This is a genomic window from Planococcus halocryophilus, from assembly GCF_001687585.2.
Lineage (GTDB): Bacteria > Bacillota > Bacilli > Bacillales_A > Planococcaceae > Planococcus > Planococcus halocryophilus.
The window spans coordinates 1,479,230-1,503,489 of record NZ_CP016537.2; the positions used below are offsets into that span (position 1 = coordinate 1,479,230).

Sequence of the window (24,260 nt, forward strand, 5' to 3'; positions counted from 1 at the left end):
GCAGTAAATACTCGATCCTAAGGAGCGTCCACATGACAGAAAATAACCTACTAGAATTACATGTGAAAGACCCAAATGAAGCGGTACAGCTGCTCGGGATATCAGATAGCCATTTAACATTAATCGAAGAAGCTTTTAACATTCAAATTATCACCCGTGGAGAAGTCATTAAATTAGCTGGTTCTGAGGCAGACAAACAAACGGGGAAATTATTAATAGAACAATTATTGCGGGTTATCCGCAAAAACATCAATATTGATCAGCGCGATATCGTCTCAGCAATTGAGATGGCTAAAAATGGTACAATCGAATATTTTGCTGAACTTTATGATGAAGAAGTTGCGCGTAATGCTAACGGCAAAACGATTCGCGCAAAAACCATTGGGCAGAGGCATTATATTCATGCAATTCGCAACAAAGATTTAGTTTTTGGGATTGGTCCTGCCGGTACCGGTAAAACGTATCTTGCAGTCGTTCTGGCCGTCCAAGCACTAAAAAACGGTCATGTGAAGAAAATAATTTTGACAAGGCCCGCTGTTGAAGCAGGCGAAAGTCTCGGGTTTTTACCAGGGGATTTAAAAGAGAAAGTTGATCCATATTTACGTCCACTATATGATGCGCTGCATGACGTGTTAGGGCTCGAACAAACCAACCGCTTTATCGAGCGTGGGACCATTGAAATTGCTCCTTTGGCGTATATGAGAGGACGCACATTAGATGAAGCTTTTGTTATTCTAGATGAAGCGCAAAATACCACAAAAGCACAGATGAAAATGTTCTTAACACGTCTCGGTTTTGGATCGAAAATGGTTATTACTGGTGACAAAACTCAAATTGATTTGCCTCGTGGTGCTGAATCTGGATTAATTGCCGCTGAAACGATTTTATCAAGTGTGCGAAATATCCATTTTCAATACCTTGAAAGTGGTGATGTGGTTCGTCACCCACTTGTGGCAAAAATTATTGATGCTTATGAAAATCAGCCAACTTAAAGAGTATAGAGCAAGGTGTAGGGATCACTTTCCCTGCACCTTTTTTCTATAAAATAGTTAAGAGATTTTCTACTACTCGTTTATACAGACATAATTTCAAATTATTAGAAAAAAACACGGTGAAATCTATTTCTTTAGTTGTTATGATGGAACTAGGAAATGTGGGGTGGGGTAGGATGCGTCAAAAAGCACAAGATCTTTTTGAGAAACTGGGTTATCGGAAAATAATGATGGCAGGCATCTTGTTGACAGGCATCATCTTATACGGATTTTTAATGGATTCTGTTCAAAGTGATACATACGATATACAATTGTTCCAATTATCATCTGAAACAATACGCTCTGAAAAAACCGTTGAAGATCCAGTTAAAACGGAGTTAGAAAGACAACGGCTTACTGAAGAAGTATCGCCAAGCTATCAATTTATGAGTGAAATAGTAGACAATCAAACCGCTTTGGTCGCATCGATATTTGGTTATATTATGGACGTTAAAGCTGCTCCAGAACAAGAAGAAGATCGATTGACTCAAGAGGAAATGATTGCGGAACTGAGAGAAGATTTAAGATTGTTAGAAACAAGTGATAATGGATTGCGTTTAACAGACGATATGCTAAGTTCATTATTGTCACTTTCAGAAGCACGCTTAATTAGTGTCCAAGAAGAATTAAACAACTTATTGCAATCCTCTTTGAATGAATCTATTCGTGTAGAAGAAGTGGCGCGTTATCGAACCGAGATTGAACAAGATATTCGCCGCAATGAAACGATTCCTAACGATATTATTCAAGCGGCATTGACCATTGGCCGATTTGGTATAATTGCAAACGAGGTAGTCAATGAAGAATTAACAGCGAAACAAGTAGAACAAATTCGAAATAGTGTTGAACCAACACGTATTTTACAAGGACAAGTTCTTGTTCAAGAAGGTCAAGTGATCGACCGGGAAGTTTACCGTCAGCTAGAATTGGTTGGCATGACCGAAGAGCGGCTAAATTACAAACCGTTATTAGGGTTGTTAATATTCGTCATCATTGCAGTAGGACTAATGTTCATCGTTATTTCTCGTTCGAAAAAAGACGATAAAAACAAAGTTACCGAGATGCTTGTGGTAATGGTGACAATTTCTATTTCATTAATATTGATGAAGTTACTGTCTGCTATTAGCGGAAATTTTGATTTAGTAATTTCTTTTTTCTTCCCGACAGCTTTAGCAGGAATGTTAATATGCTTGCTAGTCAATGAGCGAGCGGCTGTATATGTCACTATTTTTGTTAGCGCAGCAGCAGGTTTAATGTTGCCGAGTGGCTATTCCGCTACTTTACAAGTAGACGTCGCCTTTTATATTCTTTTTGGTGGATTGACAGCGATTTATTTAATCGATCGAGTAGGCGGACGTGGACGTTTACTGCACATCAGTTTAGCGGTAGCGGGCACTAACGCGTTGTTTGTCGCTTTTTATTTATTGCTTGGCCAAACACAGTATAGTTGGTCAGAAGTCGGATTTTATTTTTCAGCTGCGATTGTCTCGGGGTTATTGTCTGGAGCATTGGCAATTGGATTTTTGCCATTTTTCGAATCGGCATTTGGTATGCTATCAACAATGCGGTTGATCGAATTATCCAATCCGAATCATCCACTACTAAAGAAAATTTTGATGGAAACACCAGGTACTTATCATCACAGTTTGATGGTGGCGAATTTGGCGGACGCGTCTTGTGAGGCGATTGGAGCAAATGGGTTACTTGCTAGAGTCGGTTGTTATTATCACGATATTGGCAAAACGAAATACCCGCAATTTTTTATCGAGAACCAAGTAAATATTGAAAATCCACATGATCGTTTGCCTCCTGAGAAAAGTAGGGATATTATTTTGGCGCATGGTATACATGGGGCCCAAATGTTAAAAAAGCATAAAATGCCGAAAGAAATTATTGATGTTGCTGCGCAACATCACGGTACGAGTCTATTGAAATTTTTCTACTACAAAGCAAAAGAAACAAATCCCGATCTTGATGAAAACACCTATCGTTATCAAGGACCTAAGCCACAAACAAAAGAAATTGCGATTATATCCATAGCGGATAGTTTAGAAGCTGCAGTTCGATCAATGAAAGAACCAACATCAGAAAAGATAAAAAAATTGGTAGATTCGATTGTAGAAGATAAACTTAAAGATGGGCAGTTCGAAGAATGCGATATATCTTTAAAAGAACTAAAAAAGGTAAAAGCGGTAATGTGTGATACTTTAAATGGGATATTCCATTCGCGTATTGAATATCCGAAAGAAACCAACTGACAGGAGGAACTGTTATGATAGCTATCGATTTTATGGATGAAACAGAAAGTTTGGACCAAGAAGAATTGGATTTTGTGCAAAAAATATTGGAGCATGCTGCGAAACAAGAAAAAGTCACGGATTCTGAAGTATCCGTGACTTTTGTGACCAACGAAATGATTCGTGACATTAACCGTGAATACCGTGGCAAAGACCAACCGACGGATGTAATTTCGTTTGCCATGGAAGAAATGGGAGAAGGAGAAACAGCGATTATCGGTTCACAGGAACCGCGCATGTTGGGTGACATCATTATTTCTTTAGACCGGACAAAAGAGCAAGCTGCAGATTTTGGTCACTCATTTGAAAGAGAACTCGGTTTTCTAGCAGTTCACGGTTTTTTGCACTTGTTAGGCTATGATCACCTGACAGAAGAAGATGAAAAAAAGATGTTTTCTCGCCAAGAGGAGATTTTAGTCTCTCTCGGCATCACGCGTGATAAACATGACGGCGCGTAGGTTTTTCCGTTCTTTTTGGTTTGCAGCTCAAGGAATTGGAACTGCTTTAAAACGTGAACAAAATATCAGGTTCCACCTTATAGCCGCGATTATTGTAGTCATTGCAGGGTGGTTCACGGTTTTGTCTTACACAGAATGGCTAGTGGTCATTTTATTAATTGCGGGCATGATTGCATTAGAGATGGTCAATTCAGCCATTGAACGGGTCGTCGACTTGGTGACGGCTGAACTTCATCCGCTCGCTAAACAAGCAAAAGATATGGCGGCAGGTGCTGTTTTGGTATTTGCAGCGGCGAGTGTTATAATTGGATTAATAATATTTTTACCCAAATGGTTTTAAATTCGCAGAGGTGATTAAAAATGGAAAAAGAACAATTGATGAAGCAATCGATAGAAGCACGAAACAATGCGTATGTGCCCTATTCAAAATTCCCTGTCGGTGCAGCGTTACTGACAGCTGATGGAAAAGTCTACTTAGGCTGTAATATTGAAAACGCTGGTTATTCACTGACAAATTGTGCAGAGCGCACAGCCGTATTTAAAGCGGTATCAGAAGGTGACAATAAGTTCGTAGCTTTAGCTGTATCAGCAGACACAGCGGGGCCTGTATCACCTTGTGGTGCGTGTAGACAAGTATTGGCAGAGTTTTGTCCGCCAAATATGCCAGTATACTTAACAAATTTAAAAGGTGACGTTCAGGAAACGACAATTAGTGAATTGCTTCCTGGCGCATTTTCAACGGAGGATTTAAAATATGCAGCTAGAGAATAACGGATTTAAATCAGGTTTCATTTCAATCATTGGTCGTCCTAACGTCGGTAAATCGACGTTTCTTAACCGTGTCGTGGGCCAAAAAATTGCGATTATGAGTGATAAGCCCCAAACAACACGAAACAAAGTTCAAGGCGTTGTGACAACAAATGATAGCCAAATGATTTTTATCGATACACCAGGTATTAATGAACCTCGCCACAAATTAGGCGACTTTATGTTGAAAGTTGCAAAAAACACGTTCCGCGAAGTTGACGTATTGTTATTCGTAGCAAGTGGTGTGGACCGCGTTGGTAAAGAAGACCGCTATGTACTAGAAATGCTAAAAGGCATTGATGTACCAGTATTTTTAGTGCTTAATAAAATCGATCAAGTACACCCTGATAATTTACCGAAAATTATCGAGTCGTACCGTAAGGAATTTGATTTCGCAGAAGCGATTCCAATTTCTGCGTTAGAAGGGAATAACGTTGAAACTTTACTAGCTAAAATTAATGAGCGTCTTCCTGAAGGACCTCAATACTATCCGGCTGATCAGATCACTGATCACCCAGAAAGATTCATCATTTCTGAATTGATTCGTGAGAAAGCACTGCATTTGACGCGCGAAGAAATTCCGCATTCGATTGCTGTTGTTATTGAAAAAATTGCACCTGATTCAGAGAACGAAAATATGATTCGAATACAAGCAACAATTATGGTCGAGCGCGATTCTCAAAAAGGTATTGTGATCGGTAAAAAAGGCGTCTTGCTCAAACAAATCGGCACACGTGCTCGCCAAGATATTGAAAACTTGCTTGGATCAAAAGTGTACTTGGAATTATGGGTAAAAGTTCAAAAGGATTGGCGCAATAAAGCGATGCATTTACGCGATTTCGGCTTCAGAGAAGACGAATATTAAGGAGTCCTTCCCATGCAAAATCAAGTAGAAGGTATTGTCATTCGCACAATGCCTTATGGCGAAACCAATAAAATCGTCACCTTGTTTACGAAAGAAGCGGGGAAAATTACTTGTATGGCAAGAGGTGCGAAAAAACCTGCTAGTCGTTTGGCGGCAATTACCCAAGTATTTACTCATGGCAGTTTTTCCATCTATAAAGGAAAAGGCATGGGAACTATACAGGCGGGGGATCCACTAGAATCACTGCGGCATATTCGTGAAGACATCATGTCTACTGCTTATGCAAGTTATGTTACTGAGTTAATTGATCGTTTAACCGAACAAGACGAACCACAACCTGCCATTTTTGATATGTTGTATCAAGCACTTCATGCGATCGACGAAGGGTATGACCCAGAAGCGATTACGTTGTTTGTCGAATGGAAAATGCTCCAAACAGCAGGTTTAACACCAACACTTCATCAATGCGCAAATTGTGGGTCGACTGAAGGGGAATTTGCCTTTTCGTTTCAAGAACTAGGATTTCTTTGTCATCGTTGTTTTCATATCGACAGCTATATTATTCGGTTGAGTCCAGCGTTAGTGAAGTTGATTCGTACGTTCTATTTTGTGCCAATTGAGCGAGTGGGTTCTTTGACGCTGAAAAAAGAATCCAAGAGCTTACTCAAACAAATTGTCCGCACAATTTACGAAGAAAAAGCGGGGATTCGCTTAAAGTCACGGAAGTTTCTCGAGCAATTAGAACGAACACCCGAATTTTTACCGAAAAAAGAAGAGTTGCCAAAAGACAAATAGTCTTTTGGCAACTCTTCTTTTAGGAGTGATACTATCATGAAGTAATGAACAGGATAGCAAATCACACGCCGATTATGAGAGGGAATAAAAAAGTGGTGGAATAGATTTATTCCACCACTTTTTTTGTAACCCGCTTTTCTAACTTAAAACTGAATATGCTTTTCGATATATGCTTGTACTTCAGCAATCGGCATACGTGTTTGTTCCATTGAATCACGGTGGCGTACTGTTACTTGACCATCTTCAACTGAATCAAAGTCATATGTGATACAGAAAGGTGTACCGATTTCATCTTGGCGACGGTAACGTTTACCAATCGATTGAGACTCATCGTAATCCACCATGAAGTGTTTAGCTAATTCAGCGAATACGCCGGTTGCGCCTTCTGCTAATTTTTTTGATAAAGGAAGAATCGCTGCTTTATAAGGAGCTAAAGCAGGGTGGAACTTCAATACTGTGCGTTTTTCGTCGTTTTCAAGCTCTTCTTGCTGGTAGGCATCTACTAAGAAAGCTAGTGTTACACGGTCAGCGCCTAGAGAAGGCTCGATACAATAAGGCACAAAGCGCTCATTTGTTACTGGGTCGATGTAGTTAAAATCTTCTCCCGAATGTTCCATATGGCGTTTCAAGTCAAAATCAGTACGGTCTGCAATGCCCCAAAGCTCGCCCCAGCCGAATGGGAATTTGTATTCGATATCAACTGTTGCATTTGAGTAATGAGATAGTTCGTCTTCATCATGTTCGCGAAGGCGCATATTGTCTTCATTCATATTCAAGTTCAAAAGCCAGTTTTTACTGAAATCGCGCCAGTAAGCGTACCATTCTAAATCTTCACCAGGCTTGCAGAAAAATTCAAGTTCCATTTGTTCAAATTCACGCGTCCGGAAAGTAAAGTTACCCGGTGTGATTTCGTTACGGAAACTTTTACCGATTTGTGCAATACCAAAAGGCATTTTTTTGCGCATTGAACGTTGGACGTTTTTATAGTTAACGAAAATCCCTTGAGCTGTTTCTGGGCGCAAGAAAACTTCGTTTGTTGAAGCTTCAGTTACACCTTGGAAGGTTTTGAACATCAGGTTAAACTGGCGAATATCCGTGTAATCTAGTGCGCCACAAACGGTACATTTTACTTCGTGTTCTTGAATCAATTCTGCCATGCGGTCAAATGACAAACCATCAACGATCAATTCAATGCCTTTAGCATCTAATGCATCTTCGATTAATTTGTCTGCGCGGTGGCGAGTTTTACAGCTCTTACAATCGATCATTGGGTCATTAAAGTTACCAACATGTCCTGAAGCTACCCAAGTTTTCGGGTTCATCAAAATGGCAGCGTCAAGTCCTACGTTATAAGGGGATTCTTGAACGAATTTTTTCCACCATGCTTTTTTAATATTGTTTTTCAGTTCGACGCCAAGAGGGCCATAATCCCATGTGTTCGCTAAACCGCCGTAAATTTCAGAGCCTGGAAAAACAAAGCCTCTGTGTTTTGCTAATGCTACTACATCTTCCATTGACATAAAAATTACCTCCATAAAATAAAAAATCGCACTCGCCCTCGGACATAGTTACATGCCCGAGGACGAGTACGTTAAGACCCGCGGTTCCACCTCGATTGACTGCAATTTGCAGTCCACTTTAAAAGAAAAATAGCTCGGAATCGCCGTTTCCTGTAGTTGTAGGCTTCCACTATCCCTACTCGCTAAAGTTACAGTACTCATTTATTCGTCATTGCCTATATTAAGTTCATTTATAATTGTATCATGACAATGTTTTCTTCGCAATATCACGTGCATTAGTATATAATAATTGATATTGAGTATAACATATATCTATTTTTGAGGCGGTGAGTCCAATCGAACTCAATAAACGACAAGAAGAAATATTGCAAATTGTTAAAGGCAATGGTCCAATTACTGGCGAACAGATTGCGGATCGCTTAAACTTAACAAGATCAACGCTTAGACCGGACTTAGCCATTTTAACGATGGCAGGTTTTTTAGATGCCCGTCCCCGCGTTGGTTATTTTTATTCGGGTAAAAAACCAGGGCAAGATGTTACTGATACGATGAACAATATGAAAGTTAAAGATTTTCAGTCGATTCCGGTTGTTGTCCGAGAAGATGTTAGTGTATACGATGCCATCAGTCAAATGTTTTTAGATGATGTCGGGACACTTTTTGTCGTGGATAAAAACTCGCATCTAGCAGGAGTGTTATCGAGAAAAGATTTGTTGCGAGCAAGTTTGGGCAGCCAAAATTTATCGAGTATTCCGGTACATATTATTATGACGCGTATGCCGAACATTACATATTGCGCTAGAAACGAATCGCTTATCCAAGCGGCGCACCGTTTGATCAATCAACAAATCGATGCACTACCAGTAGTAGAAGAACAGCCAGACGGCTTTAAAGTTGTCGGTAGATTAACAAAAACGAATATTACTCGTGCGTTTTTATCATTATCTGAAAACCACGATTTGTGAGGTGTCAATTATGAAGTCACTGCGATTATTCATTGTATCCGATTCAGTTGGTGAGACAGGCGAACTGGTCGCGAAAGCAGCAATTAGCCAATATTTGAACGCAGATCAAAATGCAGTTTTAAAACGGTTTCCTTATATCGATTCAATTGACCACCTGCAAGAAATCGTCAAATTGGCTGTCGCACAAAAAGCTTTTATCGTCTATACTTTAGTTTCTCAAGAACTACGCGACTATATGCAGTCTGAAACCGCTAAATTTCATGTTACAGCAGTGGATTTAATGGGGCCATTGTTAGATGCCCTCGAAAATGAACTGAATGCATCACCATTGCAAGAAGCAGGATTAGTCCGCAAATTAGATGATGATTATTTTAAAAAAGTAGAAGCCATTGAGTTTGCGGTTAAATACGATGACGGACGAGACCCACGTGGCATTTTAATGGCGGATATTGTATTAGTTGGGATTTCTCGAACTTCTAAAACACCACTATCTCAATATTTAGCGCATAAACGCTTGAAAGTGGCTAACGTTCCACTCGTACCAGAAGTAGATCCACCAGAAGAACTGTATCTTGTAGATCCAAAAAAATGCTTTGGTTTAGTTATTTCACCAGATAAACTCAATTTTATCCGGAAAGAAAGACTGATCGCTTTAGGATTGAACGATGATGCAAATTACGCGAAAATCGATCGCATCCACGAAGAAATCAAACATTTTCACAAAGTAGTCGATCGCATCGGTTGTGAAATCGTTGATGTGACAAATCGAGCTGTTGAAGAAACAGCGAATTTGATACTCGGCAAACTCCAAAAATAATTTTGGGAAAACCACCTTCAGAGGCGGTTTTTCTTTCTTTTTGGTGGATTTTTTCATTAAGAAGTTTTATAATGAAGAATTGTGGCTAAAGCTTACTAACGGATAAATAGTTTGCTTTATCTTTTTGTCGAAAAATGAAGGATTTTGTCTTTGTATCACGAATTACTTAAGTTAAGCAAACAAAGATGGTGAAAATAATGTCCAATAGAGTTCCTGAAGAAGTGATTGAAAAGATTCGGTCCAGCACAGACATAGTCGATATTGTTGGTGAATATGTCCAGTTAACAAAAAGAGGTCGCAATTGGTTCGGCCTTTGTCCTTTTCATGGAGAAAGCACACCATCTTTTTCAGTTACGGCCGATAAGCAGATTTTTCATTGCTTTGGTTGTGGAGCTGGTGGCAATGTCATCACTTTTCTGATGGATATTGAGAATTTAACTTTCCAAGACGCCTTGTCAAGGTTAGGGAGTCGCGCTGGCATAGATGTCGATATACAAGCCCCTGCCGATTCCGGTCCGGTGCAATCAAAAGAAGATCAACAATTAATTTTGATGCACGAGTTTGCTGCGGACATGTATCAACATATTCTATTGAATACGGAAGAAGGCCAAGCGGCATTGGACTATTTGGAAAATAGAGGCTTTACTCGAGAAATCATCGAGAAAAACAGAATCGGTTGGTCGCTTCCAGAGTGGAATTACATGGCTTCTTCGTTAAAACGAAAAGGTTTTTCTGAAGAAGAGTTAGAAACGAGTGGTTTAGCGATTGCGCGTGAGCAATCAAGCGGCTATTTTGACCGATTTCGTGGTAGAATCATGTTTCCAATTATGAATGAAACAGGCAAAATAATCGCCTTTTCTGGAAGAGTTCTTGAGCATACAAAACAAGAAGCTAAATATATGAACAGCCCTGAATCTCCGATTTTCCAAAAAAGTCAAGTGCTTTATAATGTACATCATGCTAGAAGCGCTATACGCAAAAATAGAAAAATCATTTTGTTTGAAGGGTTTATGGATGTCATTGCAGCGGGTAAAGCAGGTGTTGATAATGCCTTAGCAACTATGGGCACATCACTCACGGCTCAGCATATTCGACAAATGAAGCGTTTTGCCCAAGAAGTCGTCATTTGTTTTGATGGAGATGATGCAGGTTGGGAAGCTGCGAAAAGAGCCGCTATTTCTTTAAACGAAGAAAATTTTAAAGTGGAAGTGGCAGTATTACCAGGGAAAATGGATCCTGATGATTATGTTCGTGACAACGGCGCTGAGGCTTTCAAAGATCAAATTATCGGTAAACCACATGCATTTATTGCATTCGCAATGATGCACGCCCGAAGACATAAAAACTTTCAGTACGAAAACGACCTGTTGCAATACATACAGGAAGTGTTGCAACTTTTAGCTGGTAGATCCTCGCCTTTAGAGCGAGATTTATATATAAAGCAATTATCAGTGGAAACTGGATTGTCTCAAGAAGCTATCCTTCAGCATTATAGGAAACTAGAAAACAAGACAATCGAACGGAACCGTCCTGAACCAACGATTATAAAGACAGCTAAAAAAGAACCGAAACGGATTACCTCGTTGCATAGAGCTGAGAGAATGCTATTGTCTCATGCACTGGCAGATCCGTCGGTTATGGATAAATTAGTGGTCGAAGACAATGGCATTCCATTTGTCAGTGAAGAATTCCAGGCGCTGTATGTTCAATTGCTCGGTTTCTATGAGGAATGGGATAAAGCAGATTTTCATATGTTTTTGGAGACATTGCAAGATGCAGAACTCCGCAAACTCGTTATGGAAACCGCATTATCCGAACGCGATCCGGAACATGCGGATGAAGAAATTGCCGATTGTTTAAAGCATTTGCAAAAACATCGGATCGAGCAGCAAATCAATTTAAAAATCCAGCAATCAAAAGAAGCGGAAAAACAGCATGACTTAAAGCGCGCTTTACTTCTTGCACAAGAAGTGATTGCTTTACGAAAATCATTGTAAGTTAATTCCGGTTTTTTTAAAGGAGGAAGTCACATGGCCGAGAAATCTGAACGCCAAACTGAAGTTGAAGCAAGCAATGTTCCATTGACTACTGAAGGTCCGGAAGCAACTGTAGAAGAAGCGAAAAAACAGCTGATTGAAGCAGGTAAAAAAACCGGAGAACTCAACTACGAACAAATTGCTGACAAATTAGCGGTTTTTGAAATGGAATCCGATGCAGTAGAAGAATTTATCGACCAGTTAGAAGGGCACGGCATCGAATTGGAGCGTAAATCCGACGATGAAGAGCATTTAGACCGTTTAATGAAACCGACCGAAGATAAATTCGACTTGAATGATTTAAGTGTGCCACCGGGCATTAAAATCAACGACCCTGTCCGTATGTACTTGAAAGAAATCGGACGCGTGGATTTATTGAAAGCGGAAGAAGAAGTCCGTTTGGCAAAATTGATTGAACAAGGTGATGAAGAAGCGAAAAAACGCCTTGCTGAAGCCAATTTGCGTTTAGTGGTAAGTATTGCAAAACGTTATGTTGGTCGTGGTATGTTGTTCTTAGATCTAATCCAAGAAGGAAACATGGGCTTGATCAAAGCTGTTGAGAAATTTGACTACTCTAAAGGATTCAAATTTAGTACGTATGCAACTTGGTGGATTCGTCAAGCAATCACTCGTGCCATCGCTGACCAAGCACGTACTATCCGTATTCCAGTTCATATGGTTGAAACAATTAACAAACTGATCCGTGTACAGCGTCAGCTATTGCAAGATCTTGGCCGTGATCCTTCTCCGGAAGAAATCGGTGAAGAAATGGATTTACTTCCAGAAAAAGTTCGTGAAATCTTAAAAATCGCTCAAGAGCCTGTATCACTTGAAACGCCAATCGGTGAAGAAGATGATTCGCACTTAGGTGACTTTATCGAAGATTCAGATGCGCAATCGCCTTCTGATCACGCTGCTTATGAATTATTGAAAGAACAATTAGAAGATGTGTTAGATACATTAACTGACCGTGAAGAAAACGTACTGCGTTTACGTTTTGGTTTAGATGATGGTCGCACACGGACATTAGAAGAAGTAGGTAAAGTATTTGGTGTAACACGTGAACGGATTCGTCAAATCGAAGCTAAAGCATTACGCAAACTGCGTCATCCATCACGCAGTAAACGATTAAAAGATTTTCTTGAATAATAAAACAGGCAAGAGCTGCATCGGGTTTTACACGAATGCGGCTCTTTTCTATGGGACGAAAAAAAGGAATTCGAGTTAAAGCTTGAATTCGTCTTAATTTTCCCTATATAATGAAAGTTGTAAGCGTATTCACGACAAAGGGGATGTAAAACAAATGAATTTCGATTTGACACAAGAACAACAAATGATTAAAAAAACCATCAAAGAATTTTCTGATAAGGTGGTGGCACCAGGTGCCATCGATCGTGACCGTTCAAAAGCGTTTCCAACTGAAATCTTCAAACAGCTGTCCGACATGGGGATGATGGGCTTGCCGTTTGATGAAAAATACGGTGGATCGGGAGCGGATACAACTAGTTTTGCTATTGTGACAGAAGAATTGAGCCGCGTTTGTGCTTCTACAGGAATTACTTATTCTGCGCATATTTCACTTGGCGGAGCTCCGCTAAACTTATTTGGAACCGAAGAACAAAAAGAAAAATACTTAACGCCGATTTGTACAGGTGAATCGTTCGGTGCATTTGGTTTAACAGAACCGAATGCTGGATCAGACGCAGGAGGAACAGAAACTCGTGCAATAGAAGATGGTGACGATTGGGTTATCAACGGTTCGAAAGTATATATTACCAATGCTAGTCACGCGAAGCATTTAGCCATTACAGCCATTACTGGGATGGAAGATGGCAAAAAAGAAATAAGTGCGATTATTGTACCGACCGATGCAGAAGGTTTTACGATCATTGATAATTATGAAAAAATGGGTCTACATTCTTCCAACACAACAGAATTAGTATTAGAAAATGTCCGTGTACCGAAAGAAAACTTATTGGGCAAGCGTGGAGACGGCTTTAAGCAATTTTTAGTAACATTAGATGGCGGCCGTATTGGTATCGCTGCAATGGCTGTAGGGATCGCACAAGGCGCGTTTAACAAAGCTCTTGCTTACTCTAAAGAACGCAAACAGTTTGGCAAAACGTTATCTGAGTTCCAAGTAACACAGTTTAAACTTGCAGATATGGCCATGAAAATAGAATTGGCTCGTAATATGGTATACAAAGCCGCTTGGTTAAAAGATCAAGGCCGACCGTTTACAAAAGAAGCTTCAATGGCAAAGTTATATGCTTCTGAAATTTCGATGGAAGTAGCCAATGAAGCGATTCAAATTCATGGTGGCTATGGTTACATGAAAGAATACGAAGTGGAACGATATATGCGTGATGCGAAATTACTGGAAATCGGTGAAGGTACATCTGAAATTCAACGCATGGTTATTGCTCGCCAAATCGGTTGCTATTAAAAAAAACTAAGCCCTGCAAATCGCAGGGCTTATATTGTTTAAAATGATATGTCGATAATAAAACAAACGAAAACGAATTAAAGTCGTATTAAATGAAATTAAATTACTATTTTTGTCACAAACAAGGAAAAGTTATCTGTTAAGACTTTTCGTTTTAATGATAATACAGTACAATAATGAATGATACGAATAATATCATCAAGCAGAACTTAGTAGAGGGAGGGGTAACGGATGCAAAAAAATGCAATTGTACCTTATATCTTAATCATGGCGTTCGGTATTGGTTTAATTTTCTTCTTATCAGTACAAGGAGTTAGTAACGAAGCTGAAATCGCAGAAGAACAAGCAGCAGAAGAAGGCGGCGGAGAAACAGCTGCTGAAGGTGAAGAAGGCGGAGAAACAGCTGAGGGGGATTTCGATCCTGAAGCAACTGCACAAGCAAACTGTATTTCTTGTCATGGTTCAAGCTATGAAGGCGGAGTAGGTCCTTCATTAGTAGCTACAGAACTTCCGCAAGCAGACATCGAAGATATCTTGGTTAACGGTAAAGGCGGTATGCCGGCTGGACTTGTTGACGAAGCAAACGCAGCGGCAATGGCTGAGTGGGTTTTATCACTCGAATAGTATCTAAAAATACCCTTAGTTCTTCTTGAACTAAGGGTTTTTCTGTTAAATTAGGAGGAACCGAATGAATGCTCAACAATTATCACATCGGCTAACAAGAGTTGCCCAACATGTACCAAAAGATGCAGTCGTAGCGGACATCGGCAGTGATCATGCTTATTTGCCATGTTATTTGGTACTAAACGGCGTAGTTGAAAAAGCCATTGCCGGGGAAGTCGTTAAAGGCCCATTTGAATCGGCACAAAAACAAGTTCAGCAAGAACAGCTTACGGAAAAAATTGAGGTCCGATTAGCAAGTGGGCTCGATGCAATCTCACCTGAAGACGGCATTACAGCTGTTACAATTGCAGGTATGGGCGGTCCTTTAATATGCTCTATATTAGAACATGGTAGAGAAAAGTTAACGGGCGTAGAAAGATTGATCTTGCAGCCAAATGTTCATGCCAAAGCCATTCGTGACTGGGCCGTTTCAAATGAGTGGGATATAGTAGAAGAAGAAATTTTGAAAGAAAACGAAAAAATCTATGAAATTTTAGTGCTTGAAAAAGCGCAGTCTCCTGTTTCGTGGTCTGCTCAACAATTATTAATGGGGCCAGAGTTACTCAAACATAAGACAGCTATTTTCCAAGAAAAATGGATGCGTGAAAGCGCGCAATGGAAAAAGATTGTAGCATCAATGGAAGCAACCGCACAAACCATTGAAATTGTTGAGAAGAAACAGGAACTCGTAAAAAAAATACAATTGGTAGAAGAGGTGTTGCAACGTGAAAATTCCTAATGGACACCAAATCATTGAGGAATTCGAAAAGTGGTCACCGAAATATTTAGCCATGGATGGCGATCCAATCGGATTGCATGTAGGAACATTAAACAAGAAAATCGAACGTGTTTTAGTAACCCTAGATGTCAATGAAGAAGTTGTTGACGAAGCAATTGCTAAAGGTGCGGGGTTAATTATTGCTCATCACCCACCGATTTTTCGTCCATTGAAAAACTTGCAGACGGATTTACCGCAAGGTCGGTTAATGGAAAAACTGATTAAATCCGATATCGCAGTTTATGCAGCACATACAAATTTAGATGTTGCGGTAGGCGGAGTCAATGACTTATTAGCAGCAGCACTTGGTTTGCAAAACACCAAAGTGTTAGTTCCAACTTATGAAGCCGAATTAGTGAAGATTGCAGTATTCGTTCCTGAAACTCATGAAGAATCAGTTCGCGAAGCGTTAGCTAAAGCTGGAGCAGGGGCAATTGGGGATTATGAATCTTGCAGCTATACTTTGTCTGGTACAGGTCGTTTCCGACCGACAAATGAAGCGGATCCTTATATTGGAGAAGCCGGTAAAATGGAAGTGACTGCGGAATCGAAAGTAGAAGTAGTCGCTCGCAAAAACGAAAAAGATCGTGTGATTAAAGCGATGATTTCCGCACATCCTTATGAAGAAGTGGCTTATGATGTTTTCACGCTAGAAAATAAGGAAATCACAATGGGGCTTGGACGTATAGGTACGCTTGATACAGCAATGACGTTAGCCGAATTTGCAGAATGGGCAAAACAAAAATTAGATGTTCCTGCTCTTCGCGTTGTAGGCGCGCCTGACACGGTGATCAAAAAAGTAGCCGTTCTCGGTGGCGATGGCAATAAATACATTCAACAAGCAAAACGTTCAGGAGCAGATGTATATGTAACAGGTGATTTGTATTTCCATGTAGCTCAAGATGCACAAGACATCGGTTTAAACGTTATCGATCCCGGTCACCATGTTGAAAAAGTAATGATCAAAGGTGTCGTAAACCATATGTCTAATCAGCAACCAACTTGGCAATGCGAATTTTTACCATCCGAAACGAATACAGAACCATTCCGGTTTATGTGAGAAGAAGCTGCAGCTTCTTCTTTTTTTTATTGGCAATCACTCTTCAGTCTTTATAATCGATGTGTTAGTTGAAAAATGAGGGTCGGTTGTATAGAGGTTGAATCCATCTCCGTCATACCAAATCTCGATAACGGTTGAAGCACCGTTCATATTAAAGTGGGGCCATATCGACGTCTTCTTACGTCCAAACCAGCTCTTGCCTATCAAGGTTCTATACATAATTTTATCTGAGAAAGAAAATGCATAGAATTGATTACAAGTTGCTATCCAAAAAGTTTCTTGCAAAACAAAACTTAGTGTAGAAGACGATTCGATTGTAAGTTTAAAAACAGGAAAGCGTTTGTTTTTCAGACCCTCGAATCTTAATGTGTACTCGATATTTTTGTTTTGGAAAAGGTTTTCTAAATCCTCTTCCATTCCGGTGAAAGGTTCGAATGTAAGATAGATTGGAAACAGGGCTTTTGTAAAAATGAAATCAACTAGTATTTCACAAGTCGCATCAGAATAATTAACGGATGTAGAGGGCGTCACATAAAACTTTACAAGGTTTTGAATGTTGTCACATGTAAGAATTTCTCCATCAGAACCAATAAGTTCATGAGTGATGTAGACCTTACCCATAAGTCATGTCTCCTTTATATTAAAGAATAGCTCTAATTTTTAGTATTACACGTATATCTGAAATTTGCAGTTTATATATCAAAAGTTAGCTTTGTAATTATTTTTTTCAAATAAATGAAACGATTCTCACCCATTTTCGTATATGAAGAAAGGTGATTTATTGAATAAGAACAAAAGGGGGAGTTTGTTTTGAAACAATTTTTGTATTATTTCATGTGGACGCTAGTCATTGGATTAATCTTGTACTTAGGAATGTACCTACAGTCACAAGTAGCTGAGAAATCTCAAATGACATTTAACCTTTTTCCAATTCAACTGTACATTGCTTTATTTCCAGTAGTGATAGGTGTATTGCTTCGTACGCCGAAATTCATACTTCAACTGACTAATAGCGGAGCATGGACTTACCACTGGATCAAATTTGCTGCAATTGGATTGCCTTCGCTTTATCTTGTGTTGATGACATTCGTCCCGTTTGCACCTATAGCAGAAGGTTGGTTACCTATTCCAAATATACTTCTTTTTGGTGGAACGACTGTCCCTACAGTGGCCGGATTGGTTTTCGGTTACACCGTATTAGCGAGCGTTAAATTTTGTGGTAATTCAAAAGCTGAAGTACTAGAAACTAAAAATCCAATATAAGACAGTGAATTTTTTAAAGTAAGTCCTTCCAACAGATAGTACTTAAATACGTAGCTGCAATAAACCTATAGTATTTGCAGTAGCTAATGTCATAAGTATATGAAATGAACTTATCTAGTCTTTTGAAAGAAGGGTGAATATGGAGAAGAAAAAGACTGGGGCTTCTTACATTTATATGGTGATTGCAGGAGTGGGAATGTTCTTGTTGGCATTCGGTCTTCTAGAATATATATTGTTCGTAGGAAACGTGAATACACCAGGTTTCTTTTTAACTTTTATTGGCTTTATAATACTTGTTCATTACATTTATTATCTAGAAAAAAAGAATGGAATGAGTAACAAGGTAATTTGGATAAAATCAGGAATGCTGATCTTATCGCTACTTACGATTGGGTACATGTTTACTGAGAGTCAATTCATGTAGAAAGAGGCTAATAAAGGGAGCTGCTAAATGGAAATATTTATTGCTGCATTATGCTGTATCTGGGTAACGTTTCTTTTATATTTAGTCATTGAAAAAAAGGTGACTAAACGAGATAAACTATTGCTATACTTCAGTATCGCGAGCCTTCTTTTTGTCATAAGTATGTCATCACCTTACTAAATAATCTGTAGAATAAAAAAAGCTGTCGCAAAAAGTTAGAACCTAACTTTTGCGACAGCTTTTAATTATTCACCTACTGGGTAAGGCTCAATGCGATCCGATGGTTTCGGATGCTTGATTTTCGGTAAAATTTTATTGAGTGGTACAGAACGAGTTAACTGATGAGTACTTGGGTCTGCTGGGTCGTAAAGATCCAAGAATTTCATCACTTCTTTAACAATTGGTGTTGGGGTAGAGGCACCTGCTGTAATACCTACAGTTTCAACGCCTGCTAACCATTCTAGCTTTAACTCAGACAAATCAGAAATACGATATGCAGGAGTTCCGGCGATGTCTTGAGATACTTGTGCTAAACGATTTGAGTTATTGCTCATTGGATCTCCAATAACTAACAATAAATCAGTATCGCCTGCTTGTTGTGCGACCGCTTCTTGACGCACTTGCGTAGCTAGGCAAATTTCTTTATGAACTTCAGAATGTGGAAATTTTTCTTTCAAGCGTTCCATCATTGCTACAACGTCCCATTGGCTCATGGTTGTTTGGTTCGTCACAATGATTTTTTCAGAATCGAGTTCTAATTGGTTAACGTCTTCAACACTTTCTACTAAATGAACCATATCTGGTGCGACGCCAATTGCGCCTTCAGGTTCAGGGTGTCCACTTTTACCAATATAGACGATTTGGTAGCCATCTGCAGTTTTCTCGCGGATCAAGTCATGAGTAACTGTAACGTCAGGACATGTTGCATCAATTGATACTAAGCCTTTACGTCTCGCTAGCTCGCGAACTTGTGGAGAAACACCATGTGCAGTAAAGATAACGGTACCCGATTCTACTTTTTCTAAAATTTCAAGACGGTTTGGACCATCTAATGTAATAATGCCATCTTCTTCAAAAGCATCTGTTACGTGTTTATTATGGACAATCATTCCTAGTATATAAATGGGGCGTGGTAAACTTTCGTCCATTGCAGCATTTTTTGCGATAACCATCGCATCGACCACTCCGTAACAATATCCTCTTGGCGATATTTTCATAACTTTCATCCAGTACCGCGCTCCTTTCAATTTCACAATCATATATTCATTATAACGGAGACGGCACAGCTTTACAAAAGTTGCATCGCGTAAAGTGGTGATTTTATGCTATAATGTCTAGAGCGTAAGGAGGGAATTTAATCCCATGACAAAATTTAACGAATATCCATTCAAACCGTTTCTATTAGAAGCGGTAGAAAAACTTGGTTTTACGGAACCGACACAGATTCAAAAGGAAATGATGCCCCATATATTGAAAGGCACAAGTGCAATTGGACAATCCCACACAGGGACTGGAAAAACGCATAGTTTCATTATTCCAATTGTAGAACGTATTGACGTCAGCAAACAGGAAGTGCAGGCGGTAATTTCAGCACCGACACGTGAACTTGGAACGCAGATCTTCAATGAGTTGCAAAAGCTAGTTGTAGGATCGGGCATTGAAGTAAAATCGTTTATCGGTGGTACAGACAAGCAACGTTCAATTAACAAACTAAAAACACAGCCCCATATCGTAGTCGGAACGCCTGGTCGATTAAGAGACTTGGTGAAAGAAAACGCTTTGTTGGTGCATACAGGTAAAATTCTAGTAATTGATGAAGCGGATTTAGCTTTTGATCTTGGCTTTATCGAAGAAATTGACCAAGTAGCGGGGAAAATGAAAGACGATCTAGAAATGTATGTCTTTTCAGCGACAATTCCTGAAAAATTAAAACCATTCTTGAAAAAATACATGGAATCACCAGTTCATGTAAAAATTGGCGACAAACGTCCAACTGCAGATGGTTTAGACTTTTACTTAGTGCCAGTTCGTAGCAAAAAGAAAATGGATCGCTTGCAGGACGTGATGAAAGCGATCAATCCTTATTTAGCCATCATTTTCGTTAACACGCGTACAAATGCGGATTATGTCGCAGACCAATTAGCAAAAGAAGGCATTCGTGTTGGACGTGTCCACGGCGATTTAGCACCACGTGAACGCGTTAAAATGATGCGTCAAATTCGTGACTTGGAATATCAATACATCGTAGCAACAGATCTTGCAGCTCGTGGAATTGATATTCAAGGCGTTAGCCATGTTATCAACTACGAATTACCGGAAGACCTGGAATTCTTCATTCACCGTGTAGGCCGTACAGCTCGCGCTGGAATGAAAGGATTAGCGATTACGTTATTCAAGCCAGAAGAAGAAGATGCAATTGTCCGTATTGAGAAAATGGGCATTCCTTTCCAACAAAAAGATATTGTTAAAGGCGAATTTGTCGACTTGAAAGAGCGTCATAGCCGGACAACACGTACAAGAAAAGTGAACGAAGCAGACGCGAAAGCGAAAACAATGGTTCACAAGCCGAAAAAAGTAAGACCAATGTACAAGAAGAAGATGAAGTGGAAAATGGACGAAATTAAGAAAATGGAACGACGCAAAAATCGTAAAAAATAAGGAGATAGGTCAATGTTATTAGGATCTCACGTATCAATGAGCGGCAAAAAGATGCTGCTTGCAGCAAGCGAAGAAGCCGCTTCTTACGGAGCGTCGACTTTCATGATCTATACCGGCGCACCTCAAAACACGCGCCGAAAACCGATTGAAGACTTAAATATCGATGCTGGCCTTGCTCATATGGCAGCCAATAATTTAACAAATATTGTGGTCCATGCACCGTATATTATCAACTTAGGAAATACGCAAAAGCCTGAAACTTTTCAGCACGGTGTTGAATTTCTACAAAAAGAAATTGAACGCACTGCCGCACTGGGTGCGAAACAAATTGTTTTGCATCCAGGTGCACATGTAGGAGCCGGTTCTGATGCAGGGATAGCTAAGATTATTGAAGGATTAAATGAAGTTTTAACGCAAGATTATCCTGTTAATATTGCGCTTGAGACGATGGCTGGAAAAGGCACAGAATGTGGACGTAGTTTTGAGGAAATCGCCGCAATTATTAATGGTGTGACTCATAATGAACGGTTGTCTGTATGCTTTGACACTTGTCATACACATGATGCGGGTTACAACATCAAAGAAGATTTTAATGGAGTACTCGAAGAGTTTGACCGTATTGTTGGGATTAATCGTCTTCAAGTACTACACATTAATGACAGTAAAAATGTTCGTGGAGCGGCTAAAGACCGCCACGAAAACATTGGATTTGGCGAAATTGGCTTTGATGCGTTAAACGGCATTGTTCATCATCCGGATTTGATGCACGTACCAAAAATTCTCGAAACGCCGTACGTTGGAGTAGATGCTAAAAATAAAAAACCGCCGTATGCATTTGAAATTGAAATGTTTAAAGCGGGAGTCTTTTCACCGGGAGTTATCGAAGAATTAAAATCTTCTTTATAAATAGAAGTGGTTATCGCTGAAGACAGTCCCGTAGTTGGGTACTTGTCTTCAGCTTTTTTGTTTTTAACGAACTCTTATTTCAATAGAATTGAAAAAACTGATTACAAGCGATTCAAGCAAAATCTATTTACATTAGTGCTGAACTCCACTATACTTTTCTAATGTAAATCGTAATCATTATTAATTAGAAAAGAGGCGAAACAATGGTTGCGCCATTAATCGACATTCAAGATATCAGTTTTGACTATGAAGAAACCAAAGCGTTAGATCATATTTCCATGAAAGTGGAAGAAGGTGATTTTTTAGCAATATTAGGTCCGAACGGATCAGGGAAATCAACTCTATTAAAAATCATGTTAGGGCTTATCAAACCAAGTAAAGGGAAAATCGAGCTTTTTGGAGTAGACTCAAAAAGCTTCAAAAACCGTGAATGGATTGGATATGTATCACAAAAATCAAATTCATTTAATTCGGGATTTCCGGCGACTGTTAAAGAAGTAGTGGCAGGAGGCTTAGTGAAGAAAACAGGATTGTTTCATCGGATGCCCAAAAAAACGTATGAACAAGTGGTTGAAGCATTAGAAGCCGTCAGTATGGAAGCATTTATCGATAGAAGCATTAGTGAACTATCAGGTGGTCAGCAACAACGTATTTTTATTGCACGAGCATTAATTGCAAAACCAAAAGTGTTAATACTGGATGAACCGACGGTTGGAATTGACCATGAAAATGTTCAAGCATTTTATGATATGTTGGCTAGATTAAATCAGGATAAAAACATTACAATGGTGCTTGTTACACACGATGTAGATACGGTAACAGATCGAATCACTCATGTGGCGTGTTTAAATCAAACAATCCATTTCCATGGCTATAAAGAACAGCTTCACACGATGAGTGACGAAAAGCGCGAAGCGTGGTACGGCCATTCTGTCCGAAAAATTCACCATATCGGAGGAAGCCACACATGATAGAAGCTATTTTTTCTTATGAATTTTTACAAAATGCCTTTGCGGCAGGGTTAATCATTGGAGTTATTGCGCCGTTACTTGGCGTATTTATCGTTGTTCGCCGACTGTCATTAATCGCTGATGCGTTAAGTCATGTTACCTTAGCGGGCATTGCAGGAAGTTTGTACTTGAGTCAAAGTGTAGCTTCTTTAGCTCTTTTAAACCCATTATTTCTTGGGATTGCGGCTTCAGTAGGTGGCTCTATGTTGATCGAACGTTTAAGAAGCTTGTATAAGCATTACCAAGAATTAGCGATACCGATTATATTGTCGGCAGGTATTGGATTTGGTGCTATTTTTATTTCTTTAGCTGAAGGTTTTTCCAGTGACTTGTTTGGTTATTTATTTGGCTCAGTATCAGCTGTAAGCAGAGAAGACTTGTTTATTGTTGTTGGTGTAGCAGTCGTTGTTCTTGCTTTTGTGTTTATCTTTTTCAAAGAACTATTCGTTTTATCATTTGACGACGAGTATGCGAGAGCTTCTGGCTTGCCTGCTAAATGGATTCACTTTATGTTTATGATCGTAACAGCACTCGTGATTGCAGGCTCTATGCGCATTGTCGGTATATTACTTGTATCATCGCTTATGACCATTCCGGTTGCAACAGCGATGCGTGTCACAAAGAGTTTTAAGCAAACAATCATTTTATCGATTGTTTTTGGTGAAATTTCCGTAATTACCGGATTAGTATCTGCTTTCTACTTAGATTTGGCTCCTGGTGGAACAATTGTTGTAACATCGATTTTCCTATTATTGCTAGTCCTTGCGTATAAAAAAATAATGGTTTCGCGTAAAAAAGGAGCGATTGCATGAATTTAACAACTGCATGGAAAATTCTAAAAGACCAAGGTTTCAAGGAAACATCGAAACGCAATCAAATTTTAGAGCTGTTTTCGAACGATGAACGTTATTTGACTGCGAGAGATTTGTTGGATGTTATGCAAAAAGACTATCCAAGCATGAGCTATGACACAGTGTATCGAAACTTAGCAACATTTGTATCGCTCGGCATATTAGAAGAAACGGAATTATCAGGTGAACGTCATTTTCGCATGCAATGCGAAAGTGATCATCATCATCATCATTTTATTTGCATGGATTGTGGCAAAATAAAAGAAATTCCCCTTTGTCCCATGGATATGCTAGGTGCAGCTTTACCCGCATACGAAATTGCCAATCATAAGTTTGAAATCTACGGGAAATGTCCCGAATGCAAATAAAAGCGAGAGTGGGGAAGTCCACTCTCGCTTTTATATTTTGGAAATACATCTTATTTGTATAATAGTTCTCAAATGAACTAACTTTCATCATCGAGTTTATCAAATTATAGTTTCTTTACAAGAGCAAAAAATTCTTCATTCAACAAGAGAATTCTAGACTCACGAGAGCCATCCCCAAAGCGATCGGAGCGTTTATTTTCAAAATAAACTAGAAAAGCGAGTGTGGAAAAAAATCCAGACTC

General features: G+C 39.4%; 25 protein-coding genes. 22 read left to right on the plus strand and 3 right to left on the minus strand.

Annotated elements, in window-relative coordinates; all coding sequences use genetic code 11:
• The first annotated feature begins 32 nt into the window (after positions 1-32).
• From BBI08_RS07425 to recO, 7 genes are all read left to right on the plus strand, one after another.
• The gene (locus BBI08_RS07425; RefSeq protein WP_008498993.1) at positions 33-992 is read left to right on the plus strand and encodes a PhoH family protein; all 960 of its coding nucleotides are present in this window, start codon (positions 33-35) and stop codon (positions 990-992) included.
• 176 nt (positions 993-1,168) lie between these two features.
• Entirely contained in the window at positions 1,169-3,289 is a 2,121-nt protein-coding gene (locus tag BBI08_RS07430) for an HD family phosphohydrolase (RefSeq protein ID WP_065527918.1), read from the plus strand.
• Positions 3,290-3,303: 14 nt separating this feature from the next.
• Positions 3,304-3,786: an rRNA maturation RNase YbeY gene (gene ybeY / locus BBI08_RS07435; RefSeq protein WP_008498996.1), complete on the plus strand. Its 483-nt coding sequence runs from the start codon at positions 3,304-3,306 to the stop codon at positions 3,784-3,786.
• Positions 3,773-4,126: a diacylglycerol kinase family protein gene (locus BBI08_RS07440; RefSeq protein WP_008498997.1), complete on the plus strand. Its 354-nt coding sequence runs from the start codon at positions 3,773-3,775 to the stop codon at positions 4,124-4,126. The genes ybeY and BBI08_RS07440 overlap by 14 nt, the downstream gene beginning before the upstream one ends.
• 20 nt (positions 4,127-4,146) lie before the next feature.
• On the plus strand, positions 4,147-4,557 hold the full coding sequence (locus BBI08_RS07445) for a cytidine deaminase (protein WP_008431620.1): 411 nt from the start codon (positions 4,147-4,149) through the stop codon (positions 4,555-4,557).
• Positions 4,541-5,458 carry a GTPase Era gene (gene era / locus BBI08_RS07450; protein ID WP_008498999.1) on the plus strand — a complete coding sequence of 306 codons (918 nt, stop codon included), beginning with the start codon at positions 4,541-4,543 and terminating at the stop codon, positions 5,456-5,458. Before BBI08_RS07445 ends, era begins: the two co-directional genes overlap by 17 nt.
• Positions 5,459-5,470: 12 nt before the next feature.
• Positions 5,471-6,253: a DNA repair protein RecO gene (recO, locus tag BBI08_RS07455; protein ID WP_008499000.1), complete on the plus strand. Its 783-nt coding sequence runs from the start codon at positions 5,471-5,473 to the stop codon at positions 6,251-6,253.
• A gap of 143 nt (positions 6,254-6,396) precedes the next feature.
• Here recO and BBI08_RS07460 read toward each other — a convergent pair whose 3' ends face one another.
• Complete coding sequence (locus BBI08_RS07460; protein ID WP_065527919.1) at positions 6,397-7,773, minus strand: glycine--tRNA ligase; 1,377 nt, start codon at positions 7,771-7,773, stop codon at positions 6,397-6,399.
• Between the two features lie 326 nt (positions 7,774-8,099).
• On the opposite strand from BBI08_RS07460, the gene BBI08_RS07465 reads away from it, so the two are divergent.
• From BBI08_RS07465 to BBI08_RS07500, 8 genes are all read left to right on the plus strand, one after another.
• Positions 8,100-8,738, plus strand: a complete 639-nt coding sequence (locus BBI08_RS07465) for a transcriptional regulator CcpN (protein WP_008499001.1) — start codon at positions 8,100-8,102, stop codon at positions 8,736-8,738.
• Between the two features lie 10 nt (positions 8,739-8,748).
• Positions 8,749-9,555 carry a pyruvate, water dikinase regulatory protein gene (locus BBI08_RS07470; RefSeq protein ID WP_008499002.1) on the plus strand — a complete coding sequence of 269 codons (807 nt, stop codon included), beginning with the start codon at positions 8,749-8,751 and terminating at the stop codon, positions 9,553-9,555.
• A 197-nt stretch (positions 9,556-9,752) separates the two neighbouring features.
• Positions 9,753-11,552 carry a DNA primase gene (gene dnaG, locus BBI08_RS07475; protein WP_008499003.1) on the plus strand — a complete coding sequence of 600 codons (1,800 nt, stop codon included), beginning with the start codon at positions 9,753-9,755 and terminating at the stop codon, positions 11,550-11,552.
• 33 nt (positions 11,553-11,585) lie between these two features.
• Positions 11,586-12,740 (plus strand): RNA polymerase sigma factor RpoD, encoded by a 1,155-nt coding sequence (gene rpoD / locus BBI08_RS07480; protein WP_065527920.1) that lies wholly within the window; start codon positions 11,586-11,588, stop codon positions 12,738-12,740.
• A 154-nt stretch (positions 12,741-12,894) separates the two neighbouring features.
• Positions 12,895-14,037, plus strand: a complete 1,143-nt coding sequence (locus tag BBI08_RS07485) for an acyl-CoA dehydrogenase (protein ID WP_008499007.1) — start codon at positions 12,895-12,897, stop codon at positions 14,035-14,037.
• A 231-nt stretch (positions 14,038-14,268) separates the two neighbouring features.
• The gene (gene cccA / locus BBI08_RS07490) at positions 14,269-14,661 is read left to right on the plus strand and encodes a cytochrome c550 (RefSeq protein ID WP_008499008.1); all 393 of its coding nucleotides are present in this window, start codon (positions 14,269-14,271) and stop codon (positions 14,659-14,661) included.
• Between the two features lie 64 nt (positions 14,662-14,725).
• Positions 14,726-15,439 carry a tRNA (adenine(22)-N(1))-methyltransferase gene (locus tag BBI08_RS07495; protein ID WP_008499009.1) on the plus strand — a complete coding sequence of 238 codons (714 nt, stop codon included), beginning with the start codon at positions 14,726-14,728 and terminating at the stop codon, positions 15,437-15,439.
• On the plus strand, positions 15,426-16,538 hold the full coding sequence (locus BBI08_RS07500) for a Nif3-like dinuclear metal center hexameric protein (RefSeq protein ID WP_008499010.1): 1,113 nt from the start codon (positions 15,426-15,428) through the stop codon (positions 16,536-16,538). Before BBI08_RS07495 ends, BBI08_RS07500 begins: the two co-directional genes overlap by 14 nt.
• A gap of 36 nt (positions 16,539-16,574) precedes the next feature.
• On the opposite strand, the gene BBI08_RS07505 is transcribed toward BBI08_RS07500, so the two are convergent.
• Positions 16,575-17,159, minus strand: coding sequence for a hypothetical protein (locus BBI08_RS07505; RefSeq protein WP_008499011.1), 585 nt, complete (start codon positions 17,157-17,159; stop codon positions 16,575-16,577).
• A 189-nt stretch (positions 17,160-17,348) separates the two neighbouring features.
• Here BBI08_RS07505 and BBI08_RS07510 point away from each other — a divergent pair, with 189 nt between their 5' ends.
• A complete protein-coding gene (locus tag BBI08_RS07510; RefSeq protein WP_008499012.1) occupies positions 17,349-17,801 on the plus strand; it encodes a hypothetical protein in 453 nt (150 codons plus the stop codon).
• Positions 17,802-17,940: 139 nt separating this feature from the next.
• Positions 17,941-18,225: a hypothetical protein gene (locus tag BBI08_RS07515; RefSeq protein ID WP_065527921.1), complete on the plus strand. Its 285-nt coding sequence runs from the start codon at positions 17,941-17,943 to the stop codon at positions 18,223-18,225.
• 245 nt (positions 18,226-18,470) lie between these two features.
• Here BBI08_RS07515 and BBI08_RS07520 read toward each other — a convergent pair whose 3' ends face one another.
• Complete coding sequence (locus BBI08_RS07520) at positions 18,471-19,451, minus strand: 4-hydroxy-3-methylbut-2-enyl diphosphate reductase (protein ID WP_008499014.1); 981 nt, start codon at positions 19,449-19,451, stop codon at positions 18,471-18,473.
• A 136-nt stretch (positions 19,452-19,587) separates the two neighbouring features.
• Between BBI08_RS07520 and BBI08_RS07525 the strand changes: the two genes are divergently transcribed.
• The 5 genes from BBI08_RS07525 to BBI08_RS07545 all read left to right on the plus strand — a co-directional run bounded on the left by BBI08_RS07525 (position 19,588) and on the right by BBI08_RS07545 (position 24,018).
• Positions 19,588-20,883, plus strand: coding sequence for a DEAD/DEAH box helicase (locus BBI08_RS07525; RefSeq protein WP_008499016.1), 1,296 nt, complete (start codon positions 19,588-19,590; stop codon positions 20,881-20,883).
• 12 nt (positions 20,884-20,895) lie between these two features.
• Positions 20,896-21,789 carry a deoxyribonuclease IV gene (locus BBI08_RS07530; RefSeq protein WP_008499017.1) on the plus strand — a complete coding sequence of 298 codons (894 nt, stop codon included), beginning with the start codon at positions 20,896-20,898 and terminating at the stop codon, positions 21,787-21,789.
• Between the two features lie 203 nt (positions 21,790-21,992).
• Positions 21,993-22,760 (plus strand): metal ABC transporter ATP-binding protein, encoded by a 768-nt coding sequence (locus tag BBI08_RS07535; protein ID WP_008499018.1) that lies wholly within the window; start codon positions 21,993-21,995, stop codon positions 22,758-22,760.
• Positions 22,757-23,611, plus strand: a complete 855-nt coding sequence (locus tag BBI08_RS07540; RefSeq protein WP_065527922.1) for a metal ABC transporter permease — start codon at positions 22,757-22,759, stop codon at positions 23,609-23,611. Before BBI08_RS07535 ends, BBI08_RS07540 begins: the two co-directional genes overlap by 4 nt.
• Positions 23,608-24,018 (plus strand): Fur family transcriptional regulator, encoded by a 411-nt coding sequence (locus BBI08_RS07545; RefSeq protein WP_008499020.1) that lies wholly within the window; start codon positions 23,608-23,610, stop codon positions 24,016-24,018. Before BBI08_RS07540 ends, BBI08_RS07545 begins: the two co-directional genes overlap by 4 nt.
• Positions 24,019-24,260 lie beyond the last annotated feature (242 nt).

Bases quoted from the DNA above. Each gene is read 5' to 3' on its own strand.
- BBI08_RS07425 (WP_008498993.1), top strand. From the start codon at position 33: ATGACAGAAAATAACCTACTAGAATTACATGTGAAAGACCCAAATGAA.
- BBI08_RS07430 (WP_065527918.1), top strand. From the start codon at position 1,169: ATGCGTCAAAAAGCACAAGATCTTTTTGAGAAACTGGGTTATCGGAAA.
- ybeY (WP_008498996.1), top strand. From the start codon at position 3,304: ATGATAGCTATCGATTTTATGGATGAAACAGAAAGTTTGGACCAAGAA.
- BBI08_RS07440 (WP_008498997.1), top strand. From the start codon at position 3,773: ATGACGGCGCGTAGGTTTTTCCGTTCTTTTTGGTTTGCAGCTCAAGGA.
- BBI08_RS07445 (WP_008431620.1), top strand. From the start codon at position 4,147: ATGGAAAAAGAACAATTGATGAAGCAATCGATAGAAGCACGAAACAAT.
- era (WP_008498999.1), top strand. From the start codon at position 4,541: ATGCAGCTAGAGAATAACGGATTTAAATCAGGTTTCATTTCAATCATT.
- recO (WP_008499000.1), top strand. From the start codon at position 5,471: ATGCAAAATCAAGTAGAAGGTATTGTCATTCGCACAATGCCTTATGGC.
- BBI08_RS07460 (WP_065527919.1), bottom strand. From the start codon at position 7,773: ATGTCAATGGAAGATGTAGTAGCATTAGCAAAACACAGAGGCTTTGTT.
- BBI08_RS07470 (WP_008499002.1), top strand. From the start codon at position 8,749: ATGAAGTCACTGCGATTATTCATTGTATCCGATTCAGTTGGTGAGACA.
- dnaG (WP_008499003.1), top strand. From the start codon at position 9,753: ATGTCCAATAGAGTTCCTGAAGAAGTGATTGAAAAGATTCGGTCCAGC.
- rpoD (WP_065527920.1), top strand. From the start codon at position 11,586: ATGGCCGAGAAATCTGAACGCCAAACTGAAGTTGAAGCAAGCAATGTT.
- BBI08_RS07485 (WP_008499007.1), top strand. From the start codon at position 12,895: ATGAATTTCGATTTGACACAAGAACAACAAATGATTAAAAAAACCATC.
- cccA (WP_008499008.1), top strand. From the start codon at position 14,269: ATGCAAAAAAATGCAATTGTACCTTATATCTTAATCATGGCGTTCGGT.
- BBI08_RS07495 (WP_008499009.1), top strand. From the start codon at position 14,726: ATGAATGCTCAACAATTATCACATCGGCTAACAAGAGTTGCCCAACAT.
- BBI08_RS07505 (WP_008499011.1), bottom strand. From the start codon at position 17,159: ATGGGTAAGGTCTACATCACTCATGAACTTATTGGTTCTGATGGAGAA.
- BBI08_RS07515 (WP_065527921.1), top strand. From the start codon at position 17,941: ATGGAGAAGAAAAAGACTGGGGCTTCTTACATTTATATGGTGATTGCA.
- BBI08_RS07520 (WP_008499014.1), bottom strand. From the start codon at position 19,451: ATGAAAGTTATGAAAATATCGCCAAGAGGATATTGTTACGGAGTGGTC.
- BBI08_RS07525 (WP_008499016.1), top strand. From the start codon at position 19,588: ATGACAAAATTTAACGAATATCCATTCAAACCGTTTCTATTAGAAGCG.
- BBI08_RS07530 (WP_008499017.1), top strand. From the start codon at position 20,896: ATGTTATTAGGATCTCACGTATCAATGAGCGGCAAAAAGATGCTGCTT.
- BBI08_RS07535 (WP_008499018.1), top strand. From the start codon at position 21,993: ATGGTTGCGCCATTAATCGACATTCAAGATATCAGTTTTGACTATGAA.
- BBI08_RS07540 (WP_065527922.1), top strand. From the start codon at position 22,757: ATGATAGAAGCTATTTTTTCTTATGAATTTTTACAAAATGCCTTTGCG.
- BBI08_RS07545 (WP_008499020.1), top strand. From the start codon at position 23,608: ATGAATTTAACAACTGCATGGAAAATTCTAAAAGACCAAGGTTTCAAG.